13 protein-coding genes are annotated in these 13,016 nt (G+C 54.5%); 5 read left to right on the forward strand and 8 right to left on the reverse strand.

Features of this window, described 5'->3' with window-relative positions; genetic code table 11:
• Positions 1-195: 195 nt before the first annotated feature.
• The 4 genes from DQG23_RS12000 to tkt all read right to left on the reverse strand — a co-directional run bounded on the left by DQG23_RS12000 (position 196) and on the right by tkt (position 4,975).
• Positions 196-2,004 (reverse strand): hypothetical protein, encoded by a 1,809-nt coding sequence (locus DQG23_RS12000; RefSeq protein WP_113031075.1) that lies wholly within the window; start codon positions 2,002-2,004, stop codon positions 196-198.
• A 32-nt stretch (positions 2,005-2,036) separates the two neighbouring features.
• Positions 2,037-2,204 (reverse strand): hypothetical protein, encoded by a 168-nt coding sequence (locus DQG23_RS42110; protein WP_158560422.1) that lies wholly within the window; start codon positions 2,202-2,204, stop codon positions 2,037-2,039.
• A gap of 283 nt (positions 2,205-2,487) precedes the next feature.
• Entirely contained in the window at positions 2,488-2,805 is a 318-nt protein-coding gene (gene ppnP, locus DQG23_RS12005) for a pyrimidine/purine nucleoside phosphorylase (protein WP_113031076.1), read from the reverse strand.
• A gap of 151 nt (positions 2,806-2,956) precedes the next feature.
• Positions 2,957-4,975: a transketolase gene (gene tkt / locus DQG23_RS12010; protein WP_113031077.1), complete on the reverse strand. Its 2,019-nt coding sequence runs from the start codon at positions 4,973-4,975 to the stop codon at positions 2,957-2,959.
• Between the two features lie 306 nt (positions 4,976-5,281).
• Here tkt and DQG23_RS12015 point away from each other — a divergent pair, with 306 nt between their 5' ends.
• The gene (locus tag DQG23_RS12015; protein WP_113031078.1) at positions 5,282-5,764 is read left to right on the forward strand and encodes a YuzC family spore coat inner layer protein; all 483 of its coding nucleotides are present in this window, start codon (positions 5,282-5,284) and stop codon (positions 5,762-5,764) included.
• Between the two features lie 157 nt (positions 5,765-5,921).
• On the opposite strand, the gene purU is transcribed toward DQG23_RS12015, so the two are convergent.
• Positions 5,922-6,812, reverse strand: a complete 891-nt coding sequence (purU, locus tag DQG23_RS12020; protein ID WP_113031079.1) for a formyltetrahydrofolate deformylase — start codon at positions 6,810-6,812, stop codon at positions 5,922-5,924.
• 158 nt (positions 6,813-6,970) lie between these two features.
• The gene (locus DQG23_RS12025; protein WP_113031080.1) at positions 6,971-8,098 is read right to left on the reverse strand and encodes a deoxyribonuclease IV; all 1,128 of its coding nucleotides are present in this window, start codon (positions 8,096-8,098) and stop codon (positions 6,971-6,973) included.
• 222 nt (positions 8,099-8,320) lie between these two features.
• Here DQG23_RS12025 and DQG23_RS12030 point away from each other — a divergent pair, with 222 nt between their 5' ends.
• From DQG23_RS12030 to DQG23_RS12040, 3 genes are all read left to right on the forward strand, one after another.
• The gene (locus DQG23_RS12030; RefSeq protein ID WP_113031081.1) at positions 8,321-8,773 is read left to right on the forward strand and encodes a DUF2621 domain-containing protein; all 453 of its coding nucleotides are present in this window, start codon (positions 8,321-8,323) and stop codon (positions 8,771-8,773) included.
• 300 nt (positions 8,774-9,073) lie between these two features.
• Positions 9,074-9,460: a PspC domain-containing protein gene (locus DQG23_RS12035; RefSeq protein ID WP_113031101.1), complete on the forward strand. Its 387-nt coding sequence runs from the start codon at positions 9,074-9,076 to the stop codon at positions 9,458-9,460.
• A 114-nt stretch (positions 9,461-9,574) separates the two neighbouring features.
• On the forward strand, positions 9,575-9,991 hold the full coding sequence (locus DQG23_RS12040; RefSeq protein WP_113031082.1) for a hypothetical protein: 417 nt from the start codon (positions 9,575-9,577) through the stop codon (positions 9,989-9,991).
• 124 nt (positions 9,992-10,115) lie between these two features.
• Here the strand turns inward: DQG23_RS12040 and DQG23_RS12045 are convergent, their stop codons facing one another.
• A complete protein-coding gene (locus tag DQG23_RS12045) occupies positions 10,116-10,667 on the reverse strand; it encodes a superoxide dismutase family protein (RefSeq protein ID WP_113031083.1) in 552 nt (183 codons plus the stop codon).
• 207 nt (positions 10,668-10,874) lie between these two features.
• Complete coding sequence (locus DQG23_RS12050; protein WP_113031084.1) at positions 10,875-12,581, reverse strand: S-layer homology domain-containing protein; 1,707 nt, start codon at positions 12,579-12,581, stop codon at positions 10,875-10,877.
• A gap of 171 nt (positions 12,582-12,752) precedes the next feature.
• Between DQG23_RS12050 and DQG23_RS42940 the strand changes: the two genes are divergently transcribed.
• On the forward strand, positions 12,753-13,016 hold a 264-nt coding region (locus DQG23_RS42940), incomplete at its 3' end, for a hypothetical protein (protein WP_238177854.1).

The raw sequence follows: 13,016 nt of genomic DNA on the forward strand, positions 1-13,016 counted from the left end.
GCGGTAGCATGAACGGCGCATCATGTTCGAGAAACGGCAATGCGATCAAGCACGGTGAATATGCGACGATATGGGACGATACGCTCGAATCGATAGATACCTGCACGCCGTTAAATCAATTGCGGCATCAAGCCTTTCGATCGCGTAGGGCTTGCGGGGATCGGGCGCGTACACGAGGACGAATATATCCGGCGCCTATCCTTGCAGACGGTCGAATATTCGCGTCAAATAAGGATTGCCCGTAACCTGATCGGCCTGATATACAAATATGCCGTCCACGCCGAGCCGGTCATAACGCTCAAGATAATCGGCTATATTTTGCGGCGAGTGCGAAATTTGCAGGTTGCCCGCCCTCGCTTCGCCGCCGAGCGGCAAGCGCCATCCGTCGATGCAGCCGTACACCTTGACTTCGCTGCCTCTGCATAACCTTACGTAATGCTCGACCGGCGGCAGCGGCTCGCTGGCGACGAGATTCGACGGAATAATGCCGTCGATATAACCGTTTGCTGTGCAAAGCTTCATCGCCTCGTAGTAGACGATTTGATCAGCAGGTATTCTAGCTTTCAGCTCCAGCTTCTGGCCGGTCCGCGTTTCTTTGTCCTGCAGCAGCCGCTTCGTTCGCGAGATGATTTCAACAAGCGTCTCGGCCGTCTGGTTCGCGTCGCTGCGCATGTAGTCGAAGACGAGGCCATCGATGTCGTATTCGCCGATCAGCTCCGCGATGATCCGCATCGCATATTCGCGCACTTCCTCCCGCTCGTAATCGAAATAACCGTTTTCAAGCAGATGAGGGTTGTCGGAGACGAACCGTTCGGATATTTCCGGCAGCCAGACGTACGGCCTGTTCATCCCGATGTTGGCGGTCAGTCGGACGTTGCGCCCCTGAACCCCGCGGACGGACTCGCGGAGAATGTCGCAGCTCGCAACCAGCTTGACCGGATCGTCGATCACCGTATTCTCGTCGGTTCGCGCAGGCTTGTCGATCCGCCCGATATGCTTGCTGTGATGGAGCGACTTCATGCCGATCCGCACCGTTTGGCACGTAATCTCCGTCGGCTTCAGCGCCATAAACTCCTCCAACATGACGCCGTTCATCGTCTCTGCATCATGAAAGCCGTGAAGCGAATAGCTGTAGGGCTCGTAAAACAGGACGAGCTCCTTCGGCCGTTTTGCGTCCGGCGAGCCTGCGCTCCCGCTTTCTTCCGAGCACGGAACGAGCTTGATATAGGCTAAACAGCCGAATTCGTAATGGTCGGCCACCGTTTCCTGCAGCTGAGCCAATTCCAAATACGCATGCCGGCTGTTTATCGTTTGACGCTTCCAAAATATTTCCTTATTCAGCTTTCCCAAAAAATCGTTGACCGTCAGGTCCATGCTGTTTCCCGGCGTCATGAACCGGGCAAAAGGTTCGTCGCCCGTTTTCGCCAGAAACCGTCCTCCCCCATTCGGAAAGCCGAAATAAATGTCGTACTCCCCGGCCAGGTCTAGAGGAACCCTAATGGGAGGCAAAAACTCCCGGCTGCCCATGGAGACCGTCCGCTTGGCGCCGTCCTTCGCCACCTTCCACTTCCCTTGCCCGTACTGCGGCCCTTCCGACCCGTTTTCTCCCAGATAAACGTCCCAGCTGTCGAAATAACGGACACCTGTATTCTCAAGCTGTACCGTAACGCGTTCTTCGATTGTCTCCGCTTCGGTCAGCAGGACGATTTTCAGTTCTATAGCTCCGGTTCGCATTCCCGTATCAAGATAGGGGTTCCAGTAAAATACGGGCGATTTTCTCCCATAAAGTCTTACCGTACCGGCCGTTTGCGCCTGATTCCACAAAAAACAGCAGCCGTTCAGCACGTACTCCGCATCCAGCTCCGGGTACAGGCTTGCATTTGACCATACGCCGTCATCCGTTTGCACCGTTACTTGACACGAGATATAGTCGGAGCTGTCCGCCAGCTTGATTTCGACAAGATTGTCGCGCGTTTGGACGACCGATTGAATCCGGCTATTCATGGAAACACCCCTTTTTTCGCATTTAAGGTCCGTTAAACGGTTTTTTCCGATACGAATGTCTTCGGTTTCCACCGCCCGGACAGCCCTCTCGTTATGAACAGCACCTTCGCCAATTCCTCCATCATTATTTTCATACTCGCCCAGAAAAGCGTGAACACGCTTACAGCTTCATAGTAGCATAGCGGATTTGCAGCGGACAACAGGAGTCTTCACTCCTCTGACGCCAAACGATTCGTTCGGCGCCTAATCGCTTTCTGGACAAAAAACGCGCCTCATTGCAGGATGCATCGCGGAATCGTTTTTGGAGGATTTATGGATAACCCGTTCATTATTTATGGGCATTTCCGATCGGGGGTGCATTGGTCGGGCGTGGTCAGGAGGCCTGACTTTCGCGGAAACACAAAAAAGGCTCCGCCGCAGCGAAGCCTTCTCTTTTATTCCGGCCGGCAGCCTGCAGAAGCTTTTTCCGGCTCACAATCGTTACTACTCGGCAATGTACGCGCAGCAATAGTCGGTTACAGCGGCAACTTCAAGCTTAAATTTCGCATTTGCGGGTACCGTAAACTCGCCTGTACCATTAATATGCTTCCACTCGGTCTCGCCGGGCAGCAGCACCTTCAATTCTCCGGCCAAAATCTCCATAATCTCTTTGACGTCGGTGCCGAATTCATATTCGCCCGGCATCATGATGCCCAGCGTTTTTTTGGTTCCGTCGGCAAACAGGACCGTACGGCTCGTCACTTTCCCGTCAAAATACACATTCGCTTTCTTCACTACGCTTACGTTATCGAACTGGGACATGGGAACACTCCTTAAGGGTCGGTTTGAAACGATTCACGGACGCGTTATCTTCTATAGAAAGCGCTCGCTTACCGTGAAGTGAACGATAAAACAACTTTAATCCAAAACCGCCGGCAAGCGTATCGCTTGCCGGCAGCCGGTATGCATGGTATTACAGCAGCGCTTTGACGCGTGCCACTACGTTCTCGATCGTAAATCCGTATTCGCGGATGACGGTCGGTCCCGGTGCGGAAGCGCCGAAGCGGTCGATGCCGAGGACGTCGCCTTCGCTGCCGACGTAACGCTCCCAGCCCATCGGATAAGCCATTTCGACAGCCAAACGAGCCTTAACCTCAGGCAAAATGACGGAGTCTTTGTACTCCTTCGATTGCTTCTCGAACAGCTCCCAGCTCGGCATGCTGATGACGCGGACGTCGATGCCTTCCTCGGCGAGCTTCTTCTGTGCGTCGACTGCCAGCTGCACCTCGGAGCCCGTCGCGATAATTTGCGCCTGCGGCTTGCCGTTCTTCGCATCCGACAGCACGTAAGCGCCGCGGGCTACGGATTTCGAAGCAAGCTCGGCCGTTCCTTCGAGGATCGGCAGGTTTTGGCGCGTCAGCACGAGGCAGACAGGTCCGCCTTTATGCTGAACGGCAAACTTCCACGCTTCGTTCGTTTCGATCGCGTCAGCCGGACGCAGAACCGTAATGCCGGGAATGACGCGCATAGCAGGCAATTGCTCGATCGGCTCATGCGTCGGTCCGTCTTCGCCGACCGCGATGCTGTCATGCGTCAGCACGAAAATCGACGGCACATTCATGATCGAACCGAGGCGTACGGCCGGACGCAGGTAATCGCAGAACACGAAGAACGTTCCGCCGAATGCCTTCACGCCGCCGTGAAGCATCATTCCGTTAACGGCCGCCGCCATGGCGAACTCGCGTACGCCGTAGTATACGTTGCGGCCGCTGTAATCCTGCGACGTAAATTTGCCGATGCCCTTCATATGCGTCATCGTCGACGATTCCAAGTCGGCGGAGCCGCCGAAGATCGTCGGAACGCGCTTCGCCAGCGCATTAAGCGCGGCTTGCGACGCATTGCGGGTAGCGATCGCTTTGTCGCTTGTCGAGTAAACCGGCATGTCGGCGTCCCAGCCCTCCGGCAGCTCGCCTGCGATCGCTTGCTCCAGCTGCTTCGCCAGCTCCGGATGCGCCGCTTTGTACTCTGCAAACAATGCGTTCCAAGCCTCGCCGGCTTGATCGCCTTTTTGTTTCACTTGCGCAAAATGCGCTTGTACTTCTTCAGGAATATAAAAGTCCGGTTCTTGAGGCCAGCCGAGCGCTTCTTTCGTCAGCTTCGTCTCGTCGCCGCCGAGCGGTCTGCCGTGAACGCCTTCGTGGCCGCCTTTGCCTGCCGCATTCGGGCTGCCGAAGCCGATCGTCGTCTTCACTTCGATCAGCGTCGGACGGTTCGAATCTGCCTTAGCCTCTTCGATCGCAGCTGTAATCGCCGATACGTCATGCTGGTCGTCAATACGCAGGTATTGCCAGCCGTACCCTTCGAAGCGCGCTTTCACGTTCTCGGAGAAAGACAGGTTCAGCTCGCCGTCAAGCGAAATATCGTTCGAATCATACAGCACGACCAGTTTGCCGAGCTTAAGGTGGCCCGCAAGCGAAGCCGCTTCGCCGGAAATCCCCTCCATCAAGTCTCCGTCTCCGCAAACGACATAAGTATGGTGGTCGACAACGTTAAACTTGTCTTTATTATAAACGGCCGCCAAATGCGCTTCGGCCATCGCCATACCGACTGCCATGGCAAAGCCTTGTCCGAGCGGACCTGTCGTCGCGTCAACGCCCGCAGTGTGGCCGACTTCCGGATGTCCGGGCGTCAGGCTGCCCCATTGGCGGAATTTTTTCAGCTCGTCCAGCGGCAGATCGTATCCGCAAAGATGCAGCAAGCTGTAAAGAAACATCGACCCGTGCCCTGCGGACAGGACGAAACGGTCGCGGTTAAACCAAGTCGGGTTGGACGGGCTGTGCTTCATTTGCTGCGTCCACAGCGCATATCCCATCGGCGCCGCACCCATCGGCATACCCGGATGGCCGGATTTCGCCTTCTCGATCGCATCGATCGACAGCGTGCGGATCGTAATGATAGATAATTGTTCAATAGACTTGTTCGAAACTGCCATTACTAAATTCCCCCTACTCTAACGTTTCCCGGCTGTTGTTGCTACATTCGATTCTCACTATTGTATCATGTGCCTTTGCGCTTTGCCACTTTGCTTTGCTAAAAAGCGCAGGAACAATTTGTCTGTCCGCGGGCACATTTTCCGGTCCTGCGACGAGCTCAGCCGCTTTTACATTCGCACCCCTGGCAAGCCGTCATTCATACAATGGGCAAAAGCATAGTATAAATTCGTCAGTTGGCAATTGGCTCTATTCGCGCGAAAAAAAGACCCTGCTGCCGGGTTTTCGATAATATAGGAGGCTTCCGCATGAACATTCACAATAACGAACCTGTCTTTCCGCCCGCACTCTTATCGCGTTACTCCGAAATAACCGGCTGGAGCTCTGCAATCACGCCACTGCAGGCCCCCGACTTGGACCGTTTTTACGGGCTTCGGCCGATTGCCGGCTGCTGGAGACCTTTAACATGGCGGGATCGGCCCGTTCCTTTTCCTTCCGTCGATCCGTCGCAGTTTCAACGGTCCGCTTCCGTTACGCACAAGCTTCTTGCAGAGGCGGGAAAGCTGGTCGGCCATGTCGCTGCGAATCCTGCCTTCGCACGTCAGCTGATGACGTCCGCACAATCCGGCAACCACGGAGAGGTCGATAGGCTGATCAAATCCACCGGCGTGAAAGCTGCCATCCATACGGGCTACACCCCCGACGGCATCCATTTCGACATCCCCTCAAGCGAAGAGGGCAATTGCTGCAAACTGGAGTTGACCCTCCGCTGGGGAAAAGCGTACCCCTGAAAGCGAAAACGATTCGCCGCCGGAAATTCGCCGCTTTTTTCGATTGAAAAATAGCAATTGATTGGTGAAACGTATACTTTCGCTTATATGTTAATAAAAATAACCGCGGCATAAAGCCGCGGCCTTCCGTTACCGCCCTTTCAGGCGGTTTCATTGTTTAGTTGAACACGACCGTCTTGTTCTGATGAACAAGGATGCGGTCCTCGACATGCCACGAAACGGCGCGCGCCAGCACGATCCGCTCGATATGGCGGCCGATCCGCTTCAGATCGTCCGTGTTGTCGCGGTGGCTTACCCGCTGCACGTCCTGCTCGATAATCGGGCCGCCGTCCAGCTCCTCCGTTACATAGTGAGCGGTGGCGCCGATGATTTTTACGCCGCGGCTGTAGGCCTGGGCATATGGCTTTCCGCCTACGAACGCCGGAAGGAACGAGTGATGAATGTTGATGATCCGGTTCGGATAATGCTCGATAAACTTAGGCGATACGATCTGCATGTAACGTGCGAGAATAATCGCGTCCACTTTGCCGTCGACCAGCTCAAGCTGCTTCGCTTCCGCTTCCTGCTTCGTATCGGCCGTCACCGGGATATGATAATAAGGAATATCGAACGATTCGACCGTTTCCCTCATGTCATTATGATTGCTGACGACCATCGCGATGTCGGCGTCCAAATCGCCCGCCTGCCACTGCCACAGCAGCTCGAGCAAACAATGATCCTCCTTGGATACGAATATCGCAAGCTTCTTCTTGTAATCTGCGCGCGATATGCTCCACTGCATCTGGAACTTGTCCGCCACGACCTCGGCAAAATCGAGCTCCAGCGGCTCCAGCCTCCGATCCAGCTCGTTCAAATCGAACTCGATCCGAATGAAAAACATGCCGCCTTCCGGATCCATCGTATATTGGTCGGACTGAACGATATTCGCGCCGTGCTCGTGCAGAAAGCGCGATACCGCAGCCACGATCCCCGGCTGATCCGGACATGAAATCAGCATGCGAGCACGCTTCTCGTTCGTTTCAGACTGCCTGCGTTTAATCCCAACCATCTGTGACACTCCCCCGTCTATTCAACACGATGCTTCTCTTTATTTGGGACTGGCCCGTTCCTCCGTTCAGCCGCCTAGCCGACCGATTATACTCTGCTTACAGACTTATATATACGCAAGCATCGCAATTTGAGGCCGGAGACTTCCCGTCACCTGCGTTACACCGACTGCAGCGCATGCTTGCCGGCAAACCAAGCCGTCAGGCGGTGATTGATCTGTTCTTCGCTCAGCTCCTCGAACAGTCTCGATTCCTCGATCATATCGTAAAGACGCTCCATCGGCTCGCGGCCGTCGGCCTTCTTCGCTTTGGCGTCGTTCTTGAGAATCTCCCATGTGCCGACGACAAACTCGCGCGGGTCGATCTCCTGCTTGCGGAAGAAAAACTCCAGACGCTCCACATGATCCAGGAATTCGCTGCCGAGTCTGCTTTCCACATCGCCGCGCAGCAATGCGATTTCGGCTTCATACATCGGACGCTCCTTGCCGTCCACCTTGCCGATCCAAGGCGTTTCGAGAATGAGCGGCAGGTGGCGGATTTTATCGTGATGAACGATATATCGCATCGCATCGAAGCCGATCAATCCGGCGCCTACCGGCGCATGGCGGTCTTTGCCCGCCCCGCGGACGTTCTTGCTGTCGTTCAAGTGGACGACCGCAAGCCGATCCAATCCGACGATCCGGTCGAATTGATCGATAACGCCGTCAAAATCGTTGACGATGTCGTAGCCGGCATCGTGGATATGGCACGTGTCCATACAAACCGTCAGCCTACGGTTGTCCTCGACCTTCTCCATAATCGACGCGATTTCCTCGAAGCTGCGGCCGATTTCCGTTCCTTTGCCGGCCATCGTCTCCAGCGCGATATTCACATCCGTGTCCTTCACGCCGCTCAGCACTTCATTCAGCCCTTCCGCGATCCGTGCGATGCCGTATTCCGCATCTTTATCGGTGTATGCGCCAGGGTGAAGCACGATGTTTTTGACGCCCAAATAGTTCGTCCGGCGAATTTCCTCTTGCAGGAAACGAACCGCAAGCTCGAACGTGTCTTCTTTATAGGAGCCCAGATTGATAATATACGGAGCATGCACGACGATTTCGCCCATGCCGTGCTTGTCCATCACCGCTTTGCCTTCCTCGACGAATTGATCCTCGATCGGTTTGCGCCGCGTGTTTTGCGGAGCCCCCGTATATATCATAAACGTGCTGGAACCGTATGTTACGGCTTCCTCGGCTGCGTTCAGCAGCCCTTTGTCGGAGAACGATACGTGCGAACCGATTTTTAGCATCGATGAAAAACCTCCTTCATATATTGGGAAATGCTTATCCATTCTAAGCCGGATATGCGGGCGGCCCGAGCAGCTGCCAAAATGAATGCGTTCAAACCAGATATACCTATTCTATTTTACTCGTAAACTCGAATTAAATCTAGAAATGAGGTATAATTTCCATATCCGGGCCTTTTCAAGCCGGAGCGTTAATTTCCATGTAAAAGGTTCGAGGTGAACAGCATGTATTTGGCAAGCAGCGAAGTGAATTCGACATTTATGCAGTTGCTGGTGTTTTGGGGGTTCGTGCTCCTGACGTTTATGTCCATCGGCGGCTATTTCATGTTCCGCAAGTTTATGAAGGTACTTCCCAAGGAAGACGGCAAATCGAAGCTTGATTGGCAGAACCATTACGTAGAAGCCTCCCGCCACCTGTGGACGGACGACTCCAAAACATTTCTCGACCAGCTAGTCGCCCCGGTTCCCGGACCGTTCCGCGACATTGCCAAGCATTCGATCGCCGCAAGAATCGGACAAGTCGCCCTTGAGAGAAACGCATCCGAGGTCACTCGCGACCACTGTATCGAAGGTTATATTTTGGCCACGCCTAAGCGCGATTACAAAAGCCTCGTGTCCTTCCTGGACAAGGAGAAAATCGACTACAGCCAGTTCAAAGATTTGCTGGGAGCGAAATAACCGCCAGGCTAGGCAAGTCCTATCACGCTAGAAAATACAGTTCAAAAAGAAGCCTCCAGTCCGATTCACAGCGGGTTGGCGGCTTCTTCGTTTTATTTTCGCGATATCCGCTTCGGGTGTACGGGTAAGGAACGAAGCGGCTGCTTCGCTGCTCTTTTTAAAACTTCCAAGTCGCTTTGCGACTTAAAGCCGTATCCGTCTACGACTAAAGTCCAGGGGGCAAAACCGCCGCCGGTCCGTTTTGCGCCGTTCGATATGAGACTACAATGTAAACATAGACGAGAACGAAAGGTGATGGAAATGATGAACAAACTGTACCGGTCCAATAAAGATGTGAAGCTTGCGGGTGTATGCGGAGGAATCGGCGAACGTTACAATGTAGATCCTACGATGGTACGGCTCGGCACGGTCGCTGCGGTATTGTTTTCGGGAGGCGGGTTCATTTTTCTGTACATGGCGGCGGCATTCTTGATACCTAAAGCGCCACTTGCCGCTACTGAGGCGTTCGCGAAACGGGACATGGAGTTCGGCGGCGAAGCATACGGATACAGCAACAGAAATGAAGCGATAGCGGCAAAAGAAGCTTGGATGACGGAAGAAGAGCAGCTTGCGGTTCGTGCAAAAATCAACCATCTTCGTGCCAAGCTGGCGAAATACGAGAATGCGAATACTAGAACGGAACTGTGATAAAATTATATTTATAAATATCTTTTATTCGAAAACCGGAAATATTTTTCTTGGTTTCGCGCCTAAAAAGTATTACACTTGTAACAATCGATACTTTAAGGAGCGAAGCGGATTATGAGCGACAAGCTGGATTTACTTTTGGATAAGGTCGGCCGCATCGAGAATGACGTACAGGAGCTGAAAACGGATGTTCGCGAATTGAAATCGGATGTTCATTCGCTGAAATCGGGGCAATCCGAGTTGTACCAAATTTATCGCGCGCTTCGCGACCGTCAAGACGAGTCGGATGCGAAGCCGGACGGAATGGCAATGGATGTTCACCGCATGCAGGCGGATGTTACGGCGCTTAAAGAAGTACAAATCGCCATGCAAAGCGACATTGCCGTGATGCGCACGGATATTTCCGAGCTCAAAGAAGGGCAGCGAGTCATGTTGTCCATTCAACAAGAACAGCAAAAAATTTTGGAGCGGCTGTCCATTCGTTCCGTTTCCCAAGAAGCGGATATTGCGGAGCTGCTCCGGATCAAATAGAAAAAAAGACCGCGTGGATACGGAATCCAGCGGTCTTTTTTGCCATTTCAGCACTGATGACTCTTTATAGAAAGCGGAAGCATGACGGAGAAAGGACGGCGAACGCCGTCCTTTCTCGCATCGATTATTGAATAACTCCGCACGCTATCCGCGCTCCGGAGTTTCCGGCCGGATCGGTTTTGTAATCGTCCGGATCTTGGTGAATAACGAGGGACGTGCCTCCGTCCTTAAGCAGCGAATTCGGCTTGCCTTTGGCAAGCGTCACATGTTTGTCGACAAATTCGCCTTTCGCGATTCCATCCGGTCCGGCCTCGAGGTTCAGCATATCGCCGGCATGCGGTCCCTTCGGATTTTCGAAGCCGTGCTTCTTGCCTTCCGGATTCAGATGGGCGCCCGCCGTAGTAAATTCGGCCGGATCGCATTTGCCGTTCTCATGAATATGGAAGCCATGCTTGCCTGGAGACAGCTTCGACGCTTCGATGACGATATGTACGCCGTCCGTCTTCTCGGTAATCAGCGCTTTTCCGATCGGTTCGCCTTTCGCATTGATGAGACTGACGTTAACCGCTCCTCCGCCCGAATCCATGCGCCCGGCCGTTTCCTTCGCCGCGCCGCAGCCCGATAATACCGTACCCGCAAGCAGCAGAAGCCCTGCCGCCAAATTTGCTCTGTTCATACAACACCCTCCGCGCTTATAAATGCCTCATCCCACTCCATACAGGATTGGCAATTTGCTCCGAAGGTAAACATAAAGCGACATATGCCGACAAATAAAAAACCGTCTTCCCTCAACGGCGAGCGAATCATGGATACGTGCCGACCAGCTGTCGAAAACGCTCTAGCATGCGGTCGACCGACCGCCGTCATACAGCGCAGCGAAAGGTCAATCCGCAAACCAAGCGGATGCCTTGTTCATAACCGCCGCCATTTGCGCGCGCGTCATTTGTCCGTTCGGCCGAAACGTTCCGTCCGGGAAACCTTCAAGGATGCCTTTTTCCGTCATCGCCGCAATCGCGGCATAAGACCATTGCGCTGTCGTAACGTCGCCGAACGCGCTCTTCGCAGCCGCCGATGCGGTGATGCCGGCAACCCGCGCCAGCATCGCCGCCATTTCTTCCCGCTTGATCGGCTGGTCAGGAGCAAATGTACGCGCCGAGGTCCCTTCTATGAGCCCCTCTTCTTTGGCAATCGCAATCTCCTTCGCCGCCCAATGGCCCGACGGAACGTCTGCGAACGGGTTCGCCGCAGCCGGCTTTGCGGAACCGAGCCCTTTGGCTCTTACGAGTATGGCCGCAGCCTGCGCCCGCGTAAGCGGCGATTCCGGCGCGAACCGGTCATCGGCAACGCCGACCATCCATTTTTGCGCGATCATCGCCAAGACATCGTTCTGCGCCCAATGACCGATCAGATCGCGAAAATAAACGCCGTTCAGCCACATCGAAAAGTAGTCCCAAGTCGACTTGGTTTCTTGGTTCAGACTCCAGCTGCCGGCTCCCTTGAGTCCGAATTTTTGCACGAGCGTCAGTTTTTGTTGAATGGAGCGGTCATTTTCGTACCAAACGGTGTAATTCCCCGGCGCGAGCGGCGCATAGTTGACGATAAACGGAGCGTCCCCCGGCCGCACGGTAAAAGTCGCCCACGCGGATTGGGCCTTTTCGTCGTATTGTTTCGTCCCGCCAAACCGCGCGACGGCTTCCTCCGCCTTCTCGTTCGATATACCGGCGCCGCTTGTGGAGCTGCCCGCCAGCCAATACCGCCCGTAAAACGGAATGCCGAGCACAAGCTTGTCCGCCGGCGCTTTGGTCAACGCAAAACGGATCGAATTCTCCACGAACGAAAGACTTGCGACTGGCCCGGCCTCCGGAACGCCTTCATAAGTTTCGTCATATGCCATGATCATTAAGTAATCGCTTACCCGGGCAAGCTCGGCATAATCATAGGAAGCCTGCCAGCCTTCCGTCCATCCTCCGGGATTTGCCGCTACGGCAACCGAAACCTCCTTGTCCGCAGGCAGCTTCGCCCGCAGCAGCTTGACGAGATCGGTATATGCGTCGCGGTCCGCTTCCGTCACGTTTTCGATATCTACGTTGACGCCATCCAAGCCGTACTTGGCAACCGCATCCGCGATTTGCTCCGCCAGCTTAACGCGGTTATTCAAAGCGTTCCTCCCTTTGTCCCGCTCCCAATGGTTGCTGAGAAAAGGCACGACCTTCACGCCCCGTTTGTGCATTTGCTCCACAAATTCGGCATCCAGCTTATCGGTGAGCTGCAGACTGCCGTCTGCCGTCAAATCCAAAAAACTCGGAGATACGATCTGCAACGCTCCATTGCTTTGATCCACATACTGAATATAGGATTGCGTGCTGCCAAAATATAAATACGACATGTTAAGCCGCCCCGATTCGGCATCGGCCGATCCTGCGGCAAGGAGCGAAACGGCCGCAAGGCCGGCTGCCGTTATACATTGCAAGCGTCGAAGCATCTTTTTCGTTCCTTTCCTGAAAAAATGGGCAAGGTTAAACGGCTGCGCCGTCTTAAACGCTTTCGAAAAAGCGACTTCGTAAGCGTAAGCCTTCCTTTCATTGTGCATAATGGAAGCCTTCCAGCACAACGTGTAAAATTTGCTATTTTTGTCTAATCGGCTTTGCGGATGAATAGCATTCAGGCGGGGTCTCCATATTAAACGTATACAGTCATTTGTTGGGCACCAGCTTTATAGAATATAGCCGGGCGGGCTGCTCGCGGAAGGAGGGATCGCAGCGTGCACAACAGCATGAGCACTAAAACGATCATTTGGGCGATTTTAGCCCTTTTGGCTGCGGGCGGCTGCAGCAGCAGTCAAGAAAGGGGCGCCGGCGAAGAGGCGGCGCCGGAACGGGCCGGCGCTTATCGCGAAGCGGCCCCGGCGCCGTCAAAGGCGCCGGAGACGCCGCAACGAAGCGACGGCGGCACGGCGGCGCAGCGGCGCCAGGGCGCGTCGGCGCCAAGCGTGGCGCCGCAGGCCCGCGGCAGCGAGGCGCCGGCG

Origin of the sequence: Paenibacillus contaminans (assembly GCF_003285015.1) — a bacterium.
Lineage (GTDB): Bacteria > Bacillota > Bacilli > Paenibacillales > NBRC-103111 > Paenibacillus_V > Paenibacillus_V contaminans.